Raw genomic sequence first — 18588 nt, 5'->3', positions numbered from 1 at the left:
ATCACCTTCCTTTTTTACGGTAGAGGTTGTCCGTATTTTCGTAAGAGAAAAGGGAGTCGATAGATAAACTCCCTTTGTCTCCTTCATGCTATATTTATTTAAATTCTACGTTTGCTAACAGGTCAGATCCTGTTGGATGCGGTAAAAATCCATTAATGTTTGCTTTCCCTGCTAATGCTGGCTGAGAGTGAACTAAAGGAATCCAAGGTGCATCCTCATGAATTAATTCCTGAGCCTGCTTGTAAAGCTTTTCACGCTCACCTTGATCCGCTAGCGTTTGTGCCTTTGTTAATAATGCATGAACCTCTTCGTTTTTGTAGTACGCATAGTTATTACTTCCAATGCTATCTTGATCTAAAAGCACATATAGGAAGTTGTCTGCATCTCCATTGTCTCCTGTCCAGCCTAATAAGAAGGTATCTGCTTCTCCTTTACGCGCCTTGTCTAAATACGTCCCCCATTCATAAGAGACAATTTTCGCTTTGACACCAATATCCGCAAAATTTGCTTGTAATGCTTCCGCTACCTTTTGACCATCTGGCATATATGGTCTTGGTACTGGCATAGCCCATAGCTCCATTTCAAAGCCATCTTCAAAGCCTGCTTCCTTCAGCAATTCCTTCGCTTTTTCTGGATTATACTCGTACCCTTCCACATCATCATTATAGCCAGCAATCATTGGTGGCATTGGATTTTTCGCCGGCTCTGCTGCACCAGCATAGAATGCATCAATAATGGACTGCTTATCAACAGCATAGTTTAATGCTTGGCGAACCTTTTTATCTTGAAGTGGTCCACGAGTATTTGTTAACCCAACGTACCCTACGTTCATTGAAGGACGGTTGAATACCTGTAGATCTGCATTGCTCTTAATAGAATCGAGATCACTATAGTTTACACCATCAATTAGATCGACTTCACCCGTAGCTAGCGCGTTCAGTCTTGCTGAGTTCTCAGGGATGGCTCTAAAAATAACCTGCTGAAGCTTTGGCTTTCCTTCTTCCCAGTAGTTCTCATTCTTTTCAAGAACGATGCGGTCATTTCGCTTCCACTCCTTGAAAACAAACGGACCAGTTCCCACTGGATTTTCCATAAATTTATCGCCATGCTTTTCAATGGCTGCTGGACTTGCAATGGCAAATGGTGACATCGCTAAGTTTTTATAAAAAGGAGCAATCGGTGTGTTCAGCTTAAATTCAACCGTGTACTCATCCACAGCGGCAACCTCATCCACTTTGTCTCCAAATTGTGATTTATAGTAGTAGTAAGGAACCTTGTCTTCACTTGCCCCACTATTACCTGTTTTCCAACGATTAAAGTTGTACACAACCGCCTCTGCATTAAAGTCTGTTCCATCATGGAACTTGACACCTTCTCGAAGCTTAAGCGTATATGTTAAGCCATCCTCTGTGTTTGACCAATCAATTGCTAAACCTTTTTGGATTTCCGTGTCCTGATCCCCAAACTCAATTAACGTTTCATAGATATTTTTTGTCACCTTAAACGATTCGCCTTCAGTTGTAGCAGCAGGGTCTAAAGATGTAGAGTCTCCCCCGCGCCCAAAGATCAACGTGTCATTCACTGTTTCTTCTTGTTTATCCGTGTCTGTTCCCTTGTCCTCTTCTTTCCCTTCGTCTTTCTCATTGCTGCATCCAACCAATAGCATGGAAAGCAGCAAAGCAAACGTCAATAGAAATCTCAAATTACGCTTTAGCATTCCTTTTCCCCCTTTATCATTTTGCTGTTTTCGTAAGCTTCACTGTTTTAGCAACGAGCTTCTTTCGTATCAAAAACAGGTTGATCGAAAACCGCTTTTTTTATCAGCTCTGTTCTTAAGATTTGGTTGATTCATGTGGAAGTAGGATTTCTTCTAGCGATTCAACCTCCCTTGTTTCTCAGAGCTTTGCACCTTTCAATGTAGGTACTTTATCTCTATCCCTACTTTTATGCACGTTCATAGCTTGACATGCCTGTTTTTTATATAAATCTTTTTTTATAGACCCACAAATGACTACCGGACGTTCTCTAGTACCAAGCATTTTTACATATAAGTTTTCTATCAACCATACAAATGGCATGCCCCAAAATGACCTGGGGCTAATTCCTTAAATGCTGGGCGTTCAGTTTTACAAATGTCCATACACTCATTGCAACGCGTATGAAATGCACACCCTTTTGGCGGATTTGCTGGACTTGGCAGATCTCCACTTAAGAGAATTCGCTCCCTTTTCACATCCGGTTCTGGAACGGGAACGGCTGAAAGCAGTGCTTTGGTGTAAGGGTGAAGCGGGTTGGCGTATAATTCCTCTGCACTCGTCAGCTCTACTAATCTCCCTAAATACATCACACCGATCCGGTCACTTATATGCTTTATGACCCCTAGATCATGGGCGATAAAAAGATAGGTTAATTGAAATTCTCTTTGCAAATCTGCCATTAAATTTAACACCTGGGATTGAATCGATACATCGAGTGCTGAAACTGGCTCATCAGCAATAATAAGTTTTGGCCTAGTCATTAAGGCTCGAGCAATTCCAATGCGCTGCCTCTGTCCTCCACTGAATTGATGAGGATACCGCTTGGCATGATAGCTACTTAAACCGACTATTTCAAGAATCTCTTTTACTTTGTCTTTTCGCTCTTTTGCCGCTCCCCCTCCATGAACAATTAGGGGTTCTTCTAGTATTTTTTCAATGGTATGTCGTGGGTTTAATGAGGCAAATGGATCCTGAAAAACCATCTGCATATCCTTACGAACCTTTCTCATTTCGTTCGTAGACAAGCTCGTTAGCTCCTTTCCATCGAAGTAGACCTCACCTGAAGTTGGTTCGATCAGACGGAGTAGCATTCTTCCAGTTGTCGATTTGCCGCAGCCAGATTCTCCTACAAGCCCTAGCGTCTCCCCTTTTTCAAGCGAAAAGCTAATGTCATCAACGGCCTTCACCTCCCCCATTTTTTTGCCTAGCAATCCACCGGTTATAGGAAAGTATTTTTTGAGATTGGTTATCTTTAATAATGGCTCAGTCATTCTCTTCCCCCTCTATCAAAACGGCCTCCTCTTGTAAAAAACATCTAACTAAATGCTTCTCTTCTGCTTCATAGAGTGCGGGATCCTCTTCTTTACAGCGTTCTATGCGTTTGTTACAACGATCATAGAATCGGCAGCCAACCATTATGGAACCTGGCTTCGGTACATTTCCAGGGATAGAAAATAGTCTTTCTTTTTTATCACGGATGTCAGGTACCGATTGAAGCAATCCAATCGTATAAGGATGCTTTGGGTTCTTGAAAATCGCTGAAACAGGTCCTTCCTCAACAATTTTCCCCGCATACATAACGATCACTCGTTGACAAAGCTCCGCAACAACGCCTAAATCGTGTGTAATCATCATAACGGCTGTATCAAGCTTCTCATTTAAACTTTTCATCAAGTCGAGAATTTGCGCCTGAATGGTTACATCTAAAGCAGTGGTTGGCTCGTCCGCTATGAGAAGCTTCGGATGACAAGACAATGCCATGGCAATCATGACACGTTGCCTCATTCCCCCAGATAGCTGGTGAGGATATTCTTTGATTATTTCCTCCACTCTAGGAAGACCTACTAGTTTCAGCATTTCGATTGCTTGTTGGACCGCTTCTTTCTTGCTAAATTTTTTGTGAGTTAAGATGGCTTCGATTAGTTGATTTCCAATCGTAAATAGCGGGTTTAAGGAAGTCATTGGTTCCTGGAAAATCATAGCCACTTCATTTCCACGCAAATCTCTCATTCTTTTTTCTGTTGCCAGTGCAAGATTTTCCCCTTCTAGTAAAATTTCACCTCCGACAATTTTCCCAGGAGGTTCAGGTATGAGCCTCATTATTGACAGGGATGTCACACTTTTCCCACAGCCTGACTCTCCTACAATCCCAAGGATTTCACCTTTTCGTATGTGAAAGGTTACATCATCCACAGCCGGAATTTCTCCATCGCTTGTAAAAAAAGACGTCCTCAGATGGTTCACCTGTAAAACGGGAACTTCCATGAAATCACCTCATTTCTGTTAAATTAGCTTACGTTATCTTATGTGATAGAAAAAAAATAGATGACTAGTTTTCTATTATTTTTTTGTACAAAAAAAGAGACACACTCAAGTAGAGTATGTCTCTTAAAATGGTAGCAACTCGTCTAGTTGCCACTTTAGCTTTCAAGCTGTTGAACTTGAAAGAGTTTATAGTAATTTCCTTGCTTCTTCATCAGTTCTTCATGGCTTCCAGTCTCGACAATCTCACCATGCTCAATTAATACAATCCGGTCGGCATGGGTTATCGTAGAAAGGCGATGTGCCACGATAAATGTGGTACGTTCCTTTGCCAGCGTTTCGAGTGCTTCCTGGATTAAATGTTCACTTTCTAAATCCAGAGCTGAAGTTGCTTCATCTAAAATCAAAATTGGTGGATTTTTCAAGAATACGCGGGCAATCGCGATCCGCTGCTTTTGTCCACCTGACAGTTTGACGCCTCGTTCCCCTACCTTAGTGTCATATCCTTCTGGTAAATTCATGATGAAATCATGGGCATTTGCAGCCTTTGCAGCCGCTATCACTTGTTCATCCATTGCATCTGGCTTCCCTAACAAAATATTCGTCTTGACTGACTCGCTAAAGAGAATGTTATCCTGCAACACCATGCCAATTTTGTCTCGCAATGACCTTACCTTAAACTGACGGATATCCTGTCCATCTAGTAGCACTCGACCAGACGAGACATCGTAGAAACGTGGAATTAAGCTAACAAGCGAGGATTTTCCTCCTCCACTCATTCCAACAAGGGCAATTGTCTCTCCCTGCTGAACATCTAGAGAAAGGTTCTTTAGCACGTTCGCTTCTTTTTCGTCATAGGAAAAATGAACCTGTTCAAATTGAATATGACCTTTTACATGCTTGCATTCAATTGCGTCTTCTGTATCATCAATATCATATTTTTCATCCACAAATTCAAATACTCGGTCCATTGAAGCAATTGCTTGTGTTAACGTAGTCGATGAATTAACAAGTCTTCTAAGTGGATTATATAGTCGGTCAATATACGTAATAAACGCCATCATTGTTCCAATCGTCAGCTGTCCTTGTACAACCAGATACCCAGAGTATCCAATGACAATTAGCGGCGCAATATCTGTAATGGTGTTCACTACAGCAAATGCCTTTGCATTCCATTTCGTATGATCAAGCGCTTTGACTAGAAAATTTCGGTTCTGCTTATCGAACTGCTTTTGCTCATAATCTTCAATGGCAAAGCTTTTAACAACCGCCATTCCCTGAACCCGTTCATGTAAATAGCCTTGTACCTCTGCCAATGCCTGCGATCGGACTCTTGTTAAGCTTCGGAGATTCCCAAAAAAGTACCGCACTGAGAAGGCATAGAATGGAAAGAGAATTAACGAAACAATTGTCAGCGTGACATCCATTTGCAGCATAATGATAACTGCAATAATAATGGTTGCCACATCGAGCCATAAGTTCATTAACCCCGTCACGACAAAAGTCTTTGTTTGCTCCACATCATTGATGACTCTTGAAATAACTTCACCTGCTCGGTTATTTGAATAGTATTTAAAGCTTAACTTTTGAATATGATGGAACAGCTGGTCCCTAATATCGTAAAGAATTTTACTAGCTGTCCATTGGGCAAAATATTGCCGGTAATATTCAATAGGAGGTCTAGCAACAGCAAATACCACAATCATGATACTCATAATGAGAATCAATTGATCTGTTTTTTCTCCTTGCGATAAGGTATCGCTACCAATAATATCATCGATTACATATTTAATTAATAATGGAATGAGTAACGGAATGCTAAACTTAATTACTCCAATAATAATTGTCCCAATTATTTGTAAGCGATACGGCTTTACAAATGCTAAATATCTACGAATACTGCCCATTTCCACCCCTCCTTTTTATCTTTATTAACCGTTCGAATGCAACATAAAAACCTGTTGAAAGTGAATCAACAGGTTAGCTTTTAGATGCCTATTGAATTTCTCTAATTACTAGGATTAGAATGATTCACACCCATTAGCGTCTGTATGTTAGGTACCGCTCATACCAAATATCGATAAAGTCAGGAGCAAATGGTCCTTTTTTCTGTCGAATCCAACGAATAAGCTTGTCCACATTCGCCTTTAATATTTGATCAATGACATCTGGATAATTCATTTCCTTACGATGACGCTCATACTCGTCCTCATCCAATAAATTAAAGGTCATATCTGGAAACACTTTAATATCTAAATCGTAATCTATGTATTTTAATGCTTCACCATCATAAATAAAAGGTGAACTTAAATTGCAGTAATAGTACACACCATCTTCGCGGATCATTCCAATAATATTGAACCAATGTTGTGCATGGAAATAACAGATGGCTGGCTCTCTTGTAATCCACGTTCGCCCATCTGATTCCGTCACAATTGTTCGATCATTTCCGCCGATCACTAAATTTTGCGTTCCCTTTAGTACGGTCGTTTCTTCCCAAACGCGGTGGATATGCCCATTATGTTTATAGCTATGAATTTGCATTGGCTCTCCTTCGACGGGTACGCCCATTTCTTCTCCCCTACTTTCATTCTTAAAACGCTTTGTAACCTAAAAGCTTTATTCCCACAGACAAAGGCAACAAAGAACATTTTCCTATTTTCTACTATTATAACGATTATACGTACAATTTAAAACAAAGAGCCATTGAATTTTCAATGACTCTTCCGAAAAACTTATATTTGGGTGGTTTTATTATCGATTAGTAACAAGTGGCCATCGAATTTTGATAAGATTGGATGACTTCTTCCGTTTGCAATTCAAATACTTGATGAATTTCTCGAAGCTCCTCCTTCATGCGATAAATCTCCAATTGAACACTCTCCAACTTCACTTCCTCCTGCAGCTCCTTTAACTGTTGCTCAATACTCTGACAGCGCTCCAGCTCATCTTGCAAAAACAATAGCTTTTCCATCGTATGCATTTGCTCAGAAACTAAACGGTTAAATTCCTTCATACACAACACCGTCCCATACAATATTTGAATACCTAACCATTTCGCCAAAAAGCAAACCATCCCTTTGACTACTTATGTAGAGGACAAGGAAGTTTTGTCGAATCGAAAAGCGGAAGCGACCGTTTAGCACCGTATAAACTGGAGGCCTTCTGTATGAGATAAAGGAAACACGAAGAGCGGAAGCGATTCGATGTTGACTTATCGCAAGGAAGGAGGCTGAAGTTTACTAGGGGCTGGGCGCTGCAGCTAGACACCACTCCATCTTTAAAGCAGTTTCTACCTATTAAACAGAAAAGCGGAAGCGCCCGTTTAGCACCGTATAAAGAAAGAGAAGACACCCTCGATGAAGGGTGCCTTCTTGTTGATGTATTACTGTTGGCCGTATTGACCACCAGAGTTTTTAGCTTTGTTTGCTTCAGCTTGTTGGTTTTGTTGTTTTACATGTTGCACGTCAGTTTCACTACCAAATTCAGTGCCGTATTGACCTTGACCTTGTGCAGCTTGTGCGTTTTGTTGCTTCACATGCTGAATGCTTGTACCAGAATGAGTTTTGTTTGGTTGTTTTGCCATTGTAATCACCTCCACGAAGATTAATTTGTCCGTGGAAAGTACAAAATATCCAAACTTTTTTTCATGAAACAATTACCAATTTATACTAAAAGAGAAATGCCACCATCAACAATAATTGTTTGACCTCGAATCATACTTGACTCATCACTTAGAAGGAACATAACGGCATTTACCATATCTTCGATTTCAACCATCCGACCTGCTGGAGTCTTTGACTTTGCTTCATCCAATAACTCCTGACGGTTTGGAAAATGTTTTAATGCCTCTGTATCAACTGCTCCACCAGAAATTGCATTTACGATAATATTTTTAGGAGATAATTCTACTGCTAGGTAGCGAGTTAATGCTTCAAGAGCAGCTTTCGAAACTCCAACAGTTGTGTAGTTTTCAAGATAACGGATGGAGCCAAGTGAACTGATGCTGACAATTTTCCCCCCGCCAGTTTTCTCCATTAGCTTGGCCGCTTCTTGCGCGCAGAATAATAGTGCTTTACTGTTGATGTTCATGGTCCAATCCCAATGAGATTCTTCCAGCTCCATCGCTGGTCGTAGCACGCCAGAGGCTGCATTATTAACAAAAATGTCAAGGCGGCCGAACTCCCGGTCAATTTCTTCAAAGAGATGCTTGATTTTCTCAACATCTCCAACATTTGCTTTAACAACTAAAGCTTTTCGACCCAATGCTTCTACCTGCTCTGCTGTTTCTTGGGCAGACTTCTTGCTGCGGGCATAGTTGATAACCAGATCATACCCCTGTTCAGCTAAACGAATCGCCGTTGCTTTTCCAATCCCTCTACTACTTCCTGTAACTAAAGCGACTTTTTGTGACATGTGAATCCCCTTTCCTACCTGCATTTTCCCTTTATTTTAGCTTTTCCTTGTATAGATAGCAACGAGTATTCAGAAACTAAGGAGGATGAAATCCCACATTGAAAGGAAGTTACAACATGTATGTAGGTAGAGATATGACAGAACTTTCGATGATGTCAAAAACAGAATGGAAAAACAGCGAACTCGCTTTCTTTCATCATTCACTTCAGCAAGTTGTCCCGTACTTAAATGCGGAGGGACAAGCAATCCATCGTGAAATCGTAAAAGAAATCGAAAACCGTGGTGGCCTCAAACGGCAGGAAGCAGATTGGACACATGGAACAGAGGTTAGTTACGATTAAGATTAAGCTAACCCCTCGGCAAACTATGGAGACTTTAGAGATATACCCAAACGATGCTAACGCTTTAGGTAGAAATTATAAAAAGCTTCATCAAGATAAAGGTCTTGATGAAGCTTTTACAATTTCGCTGAGCTATATTTGGTTTCGCTGATATATCTTGATATTTCACTAATATACCTGATTTCCGCTAGCTTTCGGTTCCCGTTGATAGCACTCCTTTGCCTAATATCTAATATGCCTATCTCGTTTTATATATAGTGAACTTTGCTGATATCATGCTATTCTCGCTGATTTTCACTGACTTTCCGCACTCAGCTATTTAATTGAAATAGTTTAATCATTTTTTGGTGGGAGACCGGAAAAGCAAACTCTGATAGTTCTTCGAGCGTAACTAGCTTTAAATCACTCTTTTCTTCTACAGGTCCTTGTAAGACGCCTTTATACACGTTGATGTTCCATATGAGATGGGAAAATACATGTTCAATTCCGCCTAGCATTTCCATTTGATCAAACTGAATCCCATACTCCTTCTCAAGACTGTCATTCAGCTGATCCTTTTGTGAAATGTACGAGAGGTTGATTTCAACACTTGGAAATTCCCATAGATTTGCGAGTAAACCTTTATTGGGACGTTTATGAATCAACACCCGACCATGTTCATCTGCTAAAATGATGGATGCAAGCTGAACTTGTCGTTGTTTTTTGTTTTTGGTCTTAATTGGTAGCTCTCGCTCATTTCCCTCATGAAAGGCATGGCAATGCTCTCTTACAGGGCAAAGTAAGCAGGATGGAGAAGTAGGTGTACAAACTAATGCCCCAAGCTCCATTAATGCTTGATTGAAATAAGACGGATTTTCATGAGAAATTAACGAAGTCACGGCCTCTTCAAAGATTTTCCGATTGGATGCTTTCGCTATGTCAGCCCAAATGGATAATATCCGGGACATCACCCTCATTACATTTCCATCTACAGCATGTTCGGGCACTCCATAGGCAATGCTCAAGATGGCACCGGCTGTATATGGCCCGACTCCCTTCAGTTGAGAAATTTCTTTTCTCGTATTTGGGACAACACCACCATATGATCCATAGACTTCCCTAACAGCTGCTTGCAGATTTCGAACTCTCGAGTAATATCCTAATCCCTCCCATGCTTTTAAAACCTTCTCTTCATCTGCTACTGATAATGCTTCTATCGTAGGAAATTGCTCAATAAAGTTGTTGAAATAAGGAATTACCGTGTCCACCCTTGTTTGTTGGAGCATAATTTCCGAAACCCATACTTTGTATGGATCTTGATCCTTTCTCCAAGGTAGGTCTCTTTGCTCTTCTTCAAACCAACTGATTAGATCAGATTGAAACTGTTGTCGATCGATTTTTTCTATATTTTTCAGATGTTCTTTCACTTTTGTTCCTCCAAGATGTTAAACATTTAACAATACGGGAATACTATATTATAAGTGTTTTTTAAGTGCGCAGCATTCCATTTGCTGCAATCCCCCATGTATTAATTCATCAAGTGAACCAAATACAGAATGAGATTTATTTTTACGCAGCTTTTTTAACGCATAATAATGAGATTCGGTTGGTACCATATAGGTTTCAATAATTTTCGATGGATCGGATTCTGAATAACTATACTGAAACTCCTGCGCGTCAAAGGTTGGAAGCTTCTTTATAATGTCATTTATAGCTTGTTGATATTGATGGACGAAGGCATCTTTTATATGGTATTGGACAATCATTTGTATATCGTTTTTCATTTCCAGAACTCCTTTCAATTAAAACATTTATTTCTATTAATACAAGCGATTTATTGATAAAATTTAAGTAAGAACTAGGTTTAAATCTTCCTACAAAGGAGGGATTTCCCTTTTGGATACTGGGACACATGTTGTAATGGGTATTGCATTAGGTGGTCTAGCTACACTAGATCCCGTTGTAGCTGAAAGCTCCGCTACCGCTACTAGTGTCATGATTGCAACCATTGTTGGTTCACAAGCTCCTGATATTGATACTGTTTTAAAGCTTAGAAATAACGCTGTTTATATAAGAAATCATCGAGGAATTACTCACTCAATACCGGCTGTGTTATTATGGCCCATTTTAATTTTAGCTGTACTTTATCCATTCTTTCCAGAGGCCAATCTTCTCCATTTATGGATTTGGACATTTGTTGCTGTTTTCCTGCATGTATTTGTCGACATCTTTAATGCTTATGGAACACAGGCCCTTAGGCCAATTACGTCGAAATGGATCGCTTTAGGGATTATTAACACGTTTGATCCATATATTTTTGGATTTCATGTCGTAGGATTGATTTTTTGGGCCTTCGGTGCAAATCCTGGATATACATTTTTAGCGATTTATGCGGTGATAATTGCCTATTATGTAATCCGCTTTAAGGCACAACGAAGAGTGAAGAACGAAGTAATGGAACTAATTCCTGATGCGACTGAGATTATTATCTCGCCGACAATGAAGTTCCATCATTGGCGAATTGCAGTCATCAATGACCATCAATTCTTCGTGGGACGTGCAGAGAGAAACAAGGTCAATATTCTAGATCAATTTAATCGTGTACCCGTGCCAGAGACACCTGTTCTCGATGCAGCAAAGAAAGATAAAAACCTTTCCGCTTTTCTATCCTTTTCACCTGTTTATCGCTGGGAAATTGATGAATATGATGACTATATTGAGGTACGCTATATCGACTTAAGGTACCGTAGTAATGGGCATTACCCATTTGTCGCGGTTGTTCAGCTAGATAATGAATTACAAATCTTATCCTCTTATACAGGATGGATATTCAGTGAAGAAAAGCTACGAAAAAAATTAGATATCATCCCAAATTAAAAACGATGTCTTTTCATAAGACATCGTTCTTTAATGAAGAGGCTTCTCACTCATATCAAAGTACTTTTGATACTTAGGGTTACGTTCTACAAAATCATGAAGCTTATCTCCATATTGCTCAATCCATTGGCGAACGATCCGCTCAGTTAATTCTTTCCCGCGATATTGTCTTCCTGCTTTAGCATAAGTCGCTTCAAAATCTTCCCATAATAGCTCTACCCATGTTCTTGCTTGTTCATAAGTAAGATCCCGGTTTTTATCTAATAATAGCTTAACTAAAACATCTTGATATTCGTTCATACACCGTTACTCCTTCCATTTATTAAAGGCACATGTATCACATATGTTTTTGTGAAAAAATCCATAATAGTAATACGTGATTGACATTGTCAATACCCCTTGTTTTTCACGTTCTTCTCAAACACGATTTAGGAGGTTTTTGGATGCGAAACAAGGCAAGAAATTTCCCAAATCAAAACAATGAAAAGTTTGAGGGTGAACCTCGAGCGAAGGCAGAGTATAGTTCACAACGTGCAAATGGTACAATTAATACTCATCCACAAGAAAGAATGCGTGCCTCATCCCATCGTGATGGGGATACAAATCAATTATTTTTCAAATAAAGAGGAGGGCTTGAACATGGGAAATTCAAAAAAGTTCTTACAGGGAAATCCTTACTCCAGTCCATTTACAGCTCCTTGGTACCGTCCAAAGAAAGCTCATTCTCAAGTAAATGGTGAGACCCAACAAACCCAAGACCTCATTATTTTAGAAAAGCAAACAAGAAAAAGATCATAATAACGTGACGGGAATCAGAGCTCGCTCTGGTTCCCTTCTCATTTTTTTAACATAGCGATTGGAAGTGCCTCTTCTTCTTTTCCCGTCAATCTTGACCCCCAAGCAAATACTCCATTCATATAATCAATTTTAAAATAAGCTCCCGGATCACCTTCAATTTCATATAGCTCTCCTGGAAGAAAACTCTTCGGATCTAATAAGTATGACTTCGCCATAATGGCTTTTCTCTCCAAAACAGCGTACTCATTTACCATTCCCATTTGTTCTGCTTTTCTAGCTTTATCATTTAATGTGGCAATTTCCTGCTGTAGCTCATATTTGGTCATTTCACTATATCTTTTCTCCTGCTGAATATCCAATTTACCTTGTCCCCCCTGTTTTTATTTTATACTCCCATATAGTATATTGAATTATTATGGAGAAATAAAGAAACACGTTAAAGGAGGAGAACAGCAACATGAAATCAATCATCGTTACAGGTGCTGGTTCTGGGTTAGGAAAAGAGCTTTCTTTAAAGCTCGCAAAAGAAGGTTACCATATAATAGTAGCAGGTAGAAATTTATCGAAGCTACAGAAGGTCCAACATGAAATAGGCGAAGAACATGCACATGCTGTCACCATTGACATTCAGGATTTACGTTCGGTAAAAGATGCAATTGATGAGCTTTCGAAATCATTCGAAATTCATGGACTTGTTAATAATGCTGGAGTGGGATATTTTGGGCCATTTATTGAGCAACAAGAAAAAGATATTCAAGAAATGCTCCAAACAAATATCGCTGGAACGATGTACATGACACAAGCAGTATTGCCGATTTTATCAAAAAACAAAAAGGGCTTTCTTATGAATATTATTTCTACAGCTGGTTTAAGAGGAAAAGTGAATGAAGCAGTCTATGTAGCCAGCAAATTTGCTGTTAGAGGGTTTACAGAGAGCATTCAAAAGGAATATGAGCAACAAGGTATTCACATATCAGCTGTTTACATGGGTGGAATGAATACCCCTTTTTGGGATCACAACGACCATATTGCTGACCGAACAAGACTTCGATCACCAGAAGAAGTGGCAGAAATAATTTTGGCTAATCGCAGTGAGCCATCAATTATTATCGAGTCCTCGAAACCATAAGACTGAATGAGATGAGCCTTACTTAAGGGAGCTACACTAAGAGACAAGTGCTATATCTGAATAAAACAAGCATGGCGTGTTGACCATGCTTGTTATTCTTCTTCTATTTCAGCCAGGAACCTTTCAATTAGTTCAATGGAAAAGCCTTTCCGATAGAGTGTTTGTTTCATTTTTTGTGAATATTCATAACCGGTTAGGTGAGCATTTTTTCGGTGAGCTTTTGCACCTTGAAAACGCAATGCCTCCATTTCTTCATTATCATGATCAGTACCGTCTTCAACTTCTTCAATGGCAATGGAAATGACTTGATAGCTATACCCTTTTCGTACTAACATGCTTTCTAGCTTTTGCTCAAGAACTCGCTTGGAATCTTTATTGTTTTTCTGAATATACTTTTGGCAGAGCTGAACCGCTTTTTCGAGCTGCTCCTCGAATAAGTATTCACTCATTACCTGTTCTATAATTGCCTCAGAAATCCCCTTTTCCATTAGTTCTCTTTTGGCTAACACGGGCCCTTTATCTGTCGTATTTTTTTGGGTACGAACAAAAGCGAAAGCAAATTCTTCATCATTTAGAAACTGATAGTTATAAAGCTTATGTATGGCCTCCTGAATAATTGGTTCATCGATTTCTTTTTGCTTTAAATAGTCTCTAACCTCTGTCTCGGATCTCATTCTTCGGGACAAATAATGGATACTTAAGTTGTAGGCTTTCTGAATATCGTCTTGAAAACCAATTTCACTCAGCAACAGCTCATCAATTTCCTTGCCCTTTTTCAGATGGAACTTTATAAGCGTATCTTCATCTACACTAAAGCTATATTTTTCGCCATTCCCATCATCGGTAAAAATATTATATCGATCTTTATTTTTCTGTTGAACGGTGATTTTCGTAATAACATTCATCATACTTCACCTCATTTTATACTCTAACACATTGAAAAAAGGATTTTTAGTGAAAAAAGCATACAATAAAAAGAAAAGTTATTGGAACAAGAGAAAGAAAATTATGAGAAATAATTGAAATGGAGGAATCTCCTTTGAAAATTGCAATTGCTGGAGGAACTGGATTTGTTGGAAAGGCATTAACCAGAGAATTGTTAAACCGCGGAGATGAAGTTTATATCCTCACTCGAAATACAAGTAACAAAACGAGCACCCAACCGAATCTACACTATGTTCAATGGCTTAACAATAATGACAAGCCAGAAGAGCAATTATATCATACAGACGTGTTAATCAATCTTGCCGGTGAATCGATCAATAATCGTTGGACAGCTGAAAATAAAGCCAAAATTGTAGAGAGCCGTCAGCGGGCTACTTCTGAAATGATCTCGATCATACAAAAAATGGACAAGAAGCCTGCGGTATTAATTAATGCCAGTGCCGTTGGTTATTACGGAACCTCTCTATCCGAAGTTTTTACTGAGGAGACAACTACCTCAGGGGATGATTTTTTAGCGAAAACGGTTAACCAATGGGAGGAGCACGCGCTACTTGCTGAAAATGAAGATGTTAGAACAGTGTTATGCCGCTTTGGTATCATCTTAGATGCTGATGCAGGGGCACTTCCTAAAATGGCCTTGCCCTACCAATTTTTTATCGGTGGAAGGGTCGGAAAAGGCAGTCAATGGGTTTCTTGGATTCATCTTGATGATGTGGTACATGGAATAATATTCGCAATAGAACATGGCGAACTCAGCGGTCCTATAAACTTTACTTCACCAACCCCTACCCCAATGAATGAATTCGGTAAGACACTCAGCAACGTTTTAAACCGTCCTCATTGGATTCCAGCACCAAACTTTGCGCTAAAGACTTTATTAGGTGAAATGAGTATTCTCGTGTTAGAAGGTCAAAAGGTTCTGCCGAACAAACTGATTTCTGCAGGATACTCTTTTCGTTACAAGCATCTGCAAGAAGCATTAGAAAACATATACAAATAAGGAGTATGATTCCTCCATCTCAAGGGAAAAATAGACGAAGATATGATATTAGATTAGGAAAGGATGTTATAGAATTGGATAAAAAGAAAAAGGATAAGTCTAAGAGTACCTTATCAAGCATGCAGGAGGTCACATACTCTCGAGAGTTTAAACGCGCTGATCAGGCAGGTGGATTCACTAAGAAACAAGCTCATCATTAATTTACCAGCCATAAATAGGTTTACTTTGTACAAAATAATGTACGGGAACACTTGCTGTTTCCGTACTTTATTTATTTTAGGGGGAATGGCTACATGGGTCGAGGACACCAAAATGGAAAAAATCGTGCTAAAAACTCCAAAACACTTCCACAAACACCGAAAAACTTAAAATCAGACGGAGTAGATGTAGAATTCAACAAGGAGCTCGCCGACCGTGATGATTTGGAGGCAATGGCTCGTGCAAATGCCGCTGATCAAAGAGCAAATAACCGTCAAAAATAATAATTAGAAAGAAGCAGGAGGTTTCCCCTGCTTCTCCCTTCTTTAATGATTGTGAATATGTTTGTTAGAATTTCCTAATTTGTTTCCTTTATTATTCATTCGTTCTTTCATATATGGAAGGATGATACGATCTCCACCCCAATAATAGCTTCCACTTCCTGCAAATAATAGAATGATTGCCACAGTATATAACATAGGATTTGTACTAGTAGTCCCTGCTAATAAGAAGTTAAGATTCATAAATGCTCCTGCTAACAATGCTGGGATTGTTGCAACCCCAATAATTAATCCAATCCCTACTAAAAACTCGCCCCATGGTATTAAAAAGTTAAATAATCCAACATTCGGTACTGCGAAATTTTCTAAGAAGCCCGCATACCAGCTTTGTACAGCTGGATGTTCTCCTGTAGCTTTAGCAATGGATCCTTGTAAAAACCCACCTGCATCAAAGCCATCCACAATTTTATGCCAACCCGCTTCCACCCACTGAATGCCAAGCCATATTCTTAGTACTGTCCAAGCTATAGCTGCTTGAGGAGTTTTCCACCATTTCATAGTAATCGTCTCCTTTATCATGTGAGCTTTCTCACAAAAAATAGTTTAAATAAGAAAGTTGGCCAACTTTTTCGAAAGAGTTTGTGACTTTTTTCACTTTCTCTCTACACTTTTACTATATGCCATTTCCAATAATACGTAAATAGACTTCACTATTTCTTCACATTGTGTACAAGTATTATCCACAATCCCGTGAATTTTGTGCATATCTTTTCTTAACATGCAATTTACAAAGAATTTACTTGAAGTTATTTGTGGATATACTCTCTGTGGATAACTATAGATTTTGTTGTGGATAATGTGTATAAGTCTGTGGAATACTATAAAATCAAGCTTTTTCTTGTTCATAACTCTATGGATAAGTGACTGCAATCCTTTTCCGGTCATTCTATTGTAAAACTAGCGACTAAAAAACCATAGAATGTAAAAATGGATTGGGTTAGTCTTGAAGCATACTTGAAGACGATTATGATTTGGACAAACTTTTCTTGGACTTGTCCGAATTCTTCAGGGCTTAGGACAATTGCGTCGCTTATTCTTGGTTTGTTGTCTTAGCTCTCTCTCTCTCTTCGGACAGCCGTACCGCTTTTTCTCGATTTTCTGTCCGAAGTCCACCCCTCTTCGGACAGCCTTACCCCTTTTTTTCACTTTTCTTGTCCGAAGTCCACCTCTCTTCGGACAGCCTTACCGCTTTTTTTCACTTTCCTGTCCGAAGTCCACCCCTCTTCGGACAGCCTTACCGCTTTTTCTCACTTTTCTGTCCGAAGTCCACCTCTCTTCGGACTGCCGTACCGCTTTTTTTCACTTTCCTGTCCAAAGTCCACCTCTCTTCGGACTGCCGTACCCCTTTTTTTCACTTTTCTTGTCCGAAGTCCACCTCTCTTCGGACTGCCTTACCGCTTTTTCTCACTTTTCTGTCCGAAGTCCACCCCTCTTCGGACTGCCGTACCGCTTTTTCTCACTTTTCTGTCCGAAGTCCACCCCTCTTCGGACAGCCTTACTTACCGCTTTTTTTCACTTTCCTGTCCATAGTCAACCTCTCTTCGGACTGCCGTACCGCTTTTTCTCGATTTTCTGTCCAAAGTCCACCTCTCTTCGGACTGCCGTTCCTCTTTTTTTCACTTTCCTGTCCAAAGTCCACCTCTCTTCGGACAGCCTTACCGCTTTTTCTCACTTTTCTGTCCGAAGTCTACCAACTCTCCCCAAATCCAGCTAATAAAACTTTCAAGAATCTCCAACCTCACGAAAATCTACATTAGCTAATAATCGGTATATTCTTTTGGTGTACCCAATCCATGATGAATGGGTTTTGTCTAGGGTTGAGATTATTGGGGAGTTCTGTCTTATGGAAAAATCGATGCTCGTTACTTTCTATATCCTTTTGCTTTAGAATTCCCGTATATTTCTTCGAGAGAAAAATCACTTGAACACTAAACACTTTATCTCCATTAGGGTATTCGACAAAACAACTATCCCCCGAATAGATACCAAACAAATTTAATTCTGATACTCTCAGACCTGTTTCTTCAAAGGTTTCTCTTTTTGCTGCCTCCTCAAAGGTTTCTCCTATTTCGAGCATTCCTCCTGGGATACACCAATTATCTTCATCTGTGCGATGTTGTAATAAGATTTTCCCTTCTTTCTCTAAAATAATCCCACACCCGACCGTCAATAACGTCTCGTTACCAATATGCTTTCTCATGTCTACTATGTATTGATTCATCTTATCCTCCATAACACTTTATTTTCATATTCTAACTCTGCTCACATACATTATTTTCTCTAACTAAGATTTCTCCTCAAAAAAAAGACGCCGTCCCAAACAGCGTCTTTCCCTCTTTTATGCGGGGTGATTCATTTCTAATATGTGTCCGATTTTAATGGAGCTGGGCTTTAGTCGATATTCGTAGGCTTTCTTTACGAATAGCTCCTCAATGGCTTTTTCTTGTGTTTCTGCGCGAACTAGGCTTCTGCCTTCTAACACCGATTCATCCTCTAACACTGCATACCAAGAAAGGCGAAAATTTTTCATCCTCAACACCTCACG

Annotated in this window: 24 protein-coding genes; 8 read left to right on the top strand and 16 right to left on the bottom strand. The window is 39.6% G+C overall.

The window, feature by feature from the left end:
• Positions 1-94: 94 nt before the first annotated feature.
• The 8 genes from LS684_RS03985 to fabL form a co-directional block, all read right to left on the bottom strand.
• On the bottom strand, positions 95-1717 hold the full coding sequence (locus tag LS684_RS03985) for an ABC transporter substrate-binding protein (RefSeq protein WP_233810158.1): 1623 nt from the start codon (positions 1715-1717) through the stop codon (positions 95-97).
• Positions 1718-2059: 342 nt separating this feature from the next.
• On the bottom strand, positions 2060-3028 hold the full coding sequence (locus LS684_RS03980; RefSeq protein ID WP_233810156.1) for an ABC transporter ATP-binding protein: 969 nt from the start codon (positions 3026-3028) through the stop codon (positions 2060-2062).
• The gene (locus tag LS684_RS03975; protein WP_233810154.1) at positions 3021-4022 is read right to left on the bottom strand and encodes an ABC transporter ATP-binding protein; all 1002 of its coding nucleotides are present in this window, start codon (positions 4020-4022) and stop codon (positions 3021-3023) included. Before LS684_RS03975 ends, LS684_RS03980 begins: the two co-directional genes overlap by 8 nt.
• A 155-nt stretch (positions 4023-4177) precedes the next feature.
• A complete protein-coding gene (locus LS684_RS03970; RefSeq protein ID WP_233810152.1) occupies positions 4178-5926 on the bottom strand; it encodes an ABC transporter ATP-binding protein in 1749 nt (582 codons plus the stop codon).
• Between the two features lie 133 nt (positions 5927-6059).
• Positions 6060-6590, bottom strand: a complete 531-nt coding sequence (gene ntdP, locus LS684_RS03965) for a nucleoside tri-diphosphate phosphatase (protein ID WP_233810150.1) — start codon at positions 6588-6590, stop codon at positions 6060-6062.
• Positions 6591-6780: 190 nt separating this feature from the next.
• Entirely contained in the window at positions 6781-7035 is a 255-nt protein-coding gene (locus LS684_RS03960; protein ID WP_233811537.1) for a YgaB family protein, read from the bottom strand.
• 369 nt (positions 7036-7404) lie between these two features.
• The gene (locus LS684_RS03955) at positions 7405-7605 is read right to left on the bottom strand and encodes a gamma-type small acid-soluble spore protein (protein WP_233810148.1); all 201 of its coding nucleotides are present in this window, start codon (positions 7603-7605) and stop codon (positions 7405-7407) included.
• A gap of 80 nt (positions 7606-7685) precedes the next feature.
• Complete coding sequence (fabL, locus tag LS684_RS03950; protein ID WP_233810146.1) at positions 7686-8435, bottom strand: enoyl-[acyl-carrier-protein] reductase FabL; 750 nt, start codon at positions 8433-8435, stop codon at positions 7686-7688.
• A 116-nt stretch (positions 8436-8551) separates the two neighbouring features.
• Between fabL and LS684_RS03945 the strand changes: the two genes are divergently transcribed.
• Positions 8552-8776: a hypothetical protein gene (locus LS684_RS03945; RefSeq protein ID WP_233810144.1), complete on the top strand. Its 225-nt coding sequence runs from the start codon at positions 8552-8554 to the stop codon at positions 8774-8776.
• A 311-nt stretch (positions 8777-9087) separates the two neighbouring features.
• Here LS684_RS03945 and mutY read toward each other — a convergent pair whose 3' ends face one another.
• Both mutY and LS684_RS03935 read right to left on the bottom strand, forming a co-directional pair.
• Complete coding sequence (gene mutY / locus LS684_RS03940) at positions 9088-10182, bottom strand: A/G-specific adenine glycosylase (RefSeq protein WP_233810142.1); 1095 nt, start codon at positions 10180-10182, stop codon at positions 9088-9090.
• Between the two features lie 48 nt (positions 10183-10230).
• Positions 10231-10539 carry a hypothetical protein gene (locus tag LS684_RS03935; RefSeq protein WP_233810140.1) on the bottom strand — a complete coding sequence of 103 codons (309 nt, stop codon included), beginning with the start codon at positions 10537-10539 and terminating at the stop codon, positions 10231-10233.
• Between the two features lie 112 nt (positions 10540-10651).
• On the opposite strand from LS684_RS03935, the gene LS684_RS03930 reads away from it, so the two are divergent.
• Entirely contained in the window at positions 10652-11632 is a 981-nt protein-coding gene (locus LS684_RS03930; RefSeq protein ID WP_233810138.1) for a metal-dependent hydrolase, read from the top strand.
• 30 nt (positions 11633-11662) lie between these two features.
• Here the strand turns inward: LS684_RS03930 and LS684_RS03925 are convergent, their stop codons facing one another.
• A complete protein-coding gene (locus tag LS684_RS03925) occupies positions 11663-11932 on the bottom strand; it encodes a YfhJ family protein (protein ID WP_233810136.1) in 270 nt (89 codons plus the stop codon).
• 143 nt (positions 11933-12075) lie between these two features.
• On the opposite strand from LS684_RS03925, the gene LS684_RS03920 reads away from it, so the two are divergent.
• Positions 12076-12255, top strand: coding sequence for a small, acid-soluble spore protein K (locus LS684_RS03920; RefSeq protein WP_233810134.1), 180 nt, complete (start codon positions 12076-12078; stop codon positions 12253-12255).
• Between the two features lie 16 nt (positions 12256-12271).
• Positions 12272-12430 (top strand): YpzG family protein, encoded by a 159-nt coding sequence (locus LS684_RS03915; protein ID WP_233810132.1) that lies wholly within the window; start codon positions 12272-12274, stop codon positions 12428-12430.
• Between the two features lie 38 nt (positions 12431-12468).
• On the opposite strand, the gene LS684_RS03910 is transcribed toward LS684_RS03915, so the two are convergent.
• Complete coding sequence (locus LS684_RS03910; protein WP_267930410.1) at positions 12469-12783, bottom strand: YfhH family protein; 315 nt, start codon at positions 12781-12783, stop codon at positions 12469-12471.
• Between the two features lie 104 nt (positions 12784-12887).
• Between LS684_RS03910 and LS684_RS03905 the strand changes: the two genes are divergently transcribed.
• On the top strand, positions 12888-13559 hold the full coding sequence (locus tag LS684_RS03905; protein ID WP_233810130.1) for an SDR family oxidoreductase: 672 nt from the start codon (positions 12888-12890) through the stop codon (positions 13557-13559).
• Positions 13560-13651: 92 nt separating this feature from the next.
• On the opposite strand, the gene recX is transcribed toward LS684_RS03905, so the two are convergent.
• On the bottom strand, positions 13652-14464 hold the full coding sequence (gene recX, locus LS684_RS03900) for a recombination regulator RecX (protein WP_233811535.1): 813 nt from the start codon (positions 14462-14464) through the stop codon (positions 13652-13654).
• 134 nt (positions 14465-14598) lie between these two features.
• Between recX and LS684_RS03895 the strand changes: the two genes are divergently transcribed.
• From LS684_RS03895 to LS684_RS03885, 3 genes are all read left to right on the top strand, one after another.
• On the top strand, positions 14599-15504 hold the full coding sequence (locus LS684_RS03895; protein ID WP_233810129.1) for a TIGR01777 family oxidoreductase: 906 nt from the start codon (positions 14599-14601) through the stop codon (positions 15502-15504).
• A gap of 74 nt (positions 15505-15578) precedes the next feature.
• The gene (locus LS684_RS03890; RefSeq protein ID WP_233810128.1) at positions 15579-15704 is read left to right on the top strand and encodes a YfhE family protein; all 126 of its coding nucleotides are present in this window, start codon (positions 15579-15581) and stop codon (positions 15702-15704) included.
• A 93-nt stretch (positions 15705-15797) separates the two neighbouring features.
• The gene (locus LS684_RS03885; RefSeq protein WP_233810127.1) at positions 15798-15986 is read left to right on the top strand and encodes a YfhD family protein; all 189 of its coding nucleotides are present in this window, start codon (positions 15798-15800) and stop codon (positions 15984-15986) included.
• Between the two features lie 42 nt (positions 15987-16028).
• Here LS684_RS03885 and LS684_RS03880 read toward each other — a convergent pair whose 3' ends face one another.
• From LS684_RS03880 to LS684_RS03870, 3 genes are all read right to left on the bottom strand, one after another.
• Positions 16029-16541, bottom strand: a complete 513-nt coding sequence (locus LS684_RS03880) for a DoxX family protein (protein ID WP_233810126.1) — start codon at positions 16539-16541, stop codon at positions 16029-16031.
• Between the two features lie 1255 nt (positions 16542-17796).
• Positions 17797-18264 carry an NUDIX hydrolase gene (locus tag LS684_RS03875; RefSeq protein ID WP_233810125.1) on the bottom strand — a complete coding sequence of 156 codons (468 nt, stop codon included), beginning with the start codon at positions 18262-18264 and terminating at the stop codon, positions 17797-17799.
• Between the two features lie 117 nt (positions 18265-18381).
• Entirely contained in the window at positions 18382-18573 is a 192-nt protein-coding gene (locus tag LS684_RS03870) for a hypothetical protein (protein WP_233810124.1), read from the bottom strand.
• Between the last annotated feature and the right edge of the window lie 15 nt (positions 18574-18588).

The sequence above is a fragment of the Cytobacillus spongiae genome (assembly GCF_021390075.1).
This window is presented reverse-complemented; position numbering and strand designations above follow the sequence as displayed.

What these genes read in the sequence shown, in the direction of transcription:
- LS684_RS03935 (WP_233810140.1), bottom strand. Translation starts at nt 10,539, where the DNA reads ATGAAAAACGATATACAAATGATTGTCCAATACCATATAAAAGATGCC.
- LS684_RS03885 (WP_233810127.1), top strand. Translation starts at nt 15,798, where the DNA reads ATGGGTCGAGGACACCAAAATGGAAAAAATCGTGCTAAAAACTCCAAA.
- LS684_RS03915 (WP_233810132.1), top strand. Translation starts at nt 12,272, where the DNA reads ATGGGAAATTCAAAAAAGTTCTTACAGGGAAATCCTTACTCCAGTCCA.
- LS684_RS03980 (WP_233810156.1), bottom strand. Translation starts at nt 3,028, where the DNA reads ATGACTGAGCCATTATTAAAGATAACCAATCTCAAAAAATACTTTCCT.
- LS684_RS03875 (WP_233810125.1), bottom strand. Translation starts at nt 18,264, where the DNA reads ATGAATCAATACATAGTAGACATGAGAAAGCATATTGGTAACGAGACG.
- LS684_RS03880 (WP_233810126.1), bottom strand. Translation starts at nt 16,541, where the DNA reads ATGAAATGGTGGAAAACTCCTCAAGCAGCTATAGCTTGGACAGTACTA.
- LS684_RS03955 (WP_233810148.1), bottom strand. Translation starts at nt 7,605, where the DNA reads ATGGCAAAACAACCAAACAAAACTCATTCTGGTACAAGCATTCAGCAT.
- LS684_RS03905 (WP_233810130.1), top strand. Translation starts at nt 12,888, where the DNA reads ATGAAATCAATCATCGTTACAGGTGCTGGTTCTGGGTTAGGAAAAGAG.
- LS684_RS03870 (WP_233810124.1), bottom strand. Translation starts at nt 18,573, where the DNA reads ATGAAAAATTTTCGCCTTTCTTGGTATGCAGTGTTAGAGGATGAATCG.
- LS684_RS03960 (WP_233811537.1), bottom strand. Translation starts at nt 7,035, where the DNA reads ATGAAGGAATTTAACCGTTTAGTTTCTGAGCAAATGCATACGATGGAA.
- ntdP (WP_233810150.1), bottom strand. Translation starts at nt 6,590, where the DNA reads ATGGGCGTACCCGTCGAAGGAGAGCCAATGCAAATTCATAGCTATAAA.
- recX (WP_233811535.1), bottom strand. Translation starts at nt 14,464, where the DNA reads ATGAATGTTATTACGAAAATCACCGTTCAACAGAAAAATAAAGATCGA.
- LS684_RS03925 (WP_233810136.1), bottom strand. Translation starts at nt 11,932, where the DNA reads ATGAACGAATATCAAGATGTTTTAGTTAAGCTATTATTAGATAAAAAC.
- LS684_RS03975 (WP_233810154.1), bottom strand. Translation starts at nt 4,022, where the DNA reads ATGGAAGTTCCCGTTTTACAGGTGAACCATCTGAGGACGTCTTTTTTT.
- fabL (WP_233810146.1), bottom strand. Translation starts at nt 8,435, where the DNA reads ATGTCACAAAAAGTCGCTTTAGTTACAGGAAGTAGTAGAGGGATTGGA.
- LS684_RS03920 (WP_233810134.1), top strand. Translation starts at nt 12,076, where the DNA reads ATGCGAAACAAGGCAAGAAATTTCCCAAATCAAAACAATGAAAAGTTT.
- LS684_RS03970 (WP_233810152.1), bottom strand. Translation starts at nt 5,926, where the DNA reads ATGGGCAGTATTCGTAGATATTTAGCATTTGTAAAGCCGTATCGCTTA.
- LS684_RS03985 (WP_233810158.1), bottom strand. Translation starts at nt 1,717, where the DNA reads ATGCTAAAGCGTAATTTGAGATTTCTATTGACGTTTGCTTTGCTGCTT.
- LS684_RS03945 (WP_233810144.1), top strand. Translation starts at nt 8,552, where the DNA reads ATGTATGTAGGTAGAGATATGACAGAACTTTCGATGATGTCAAAAACA.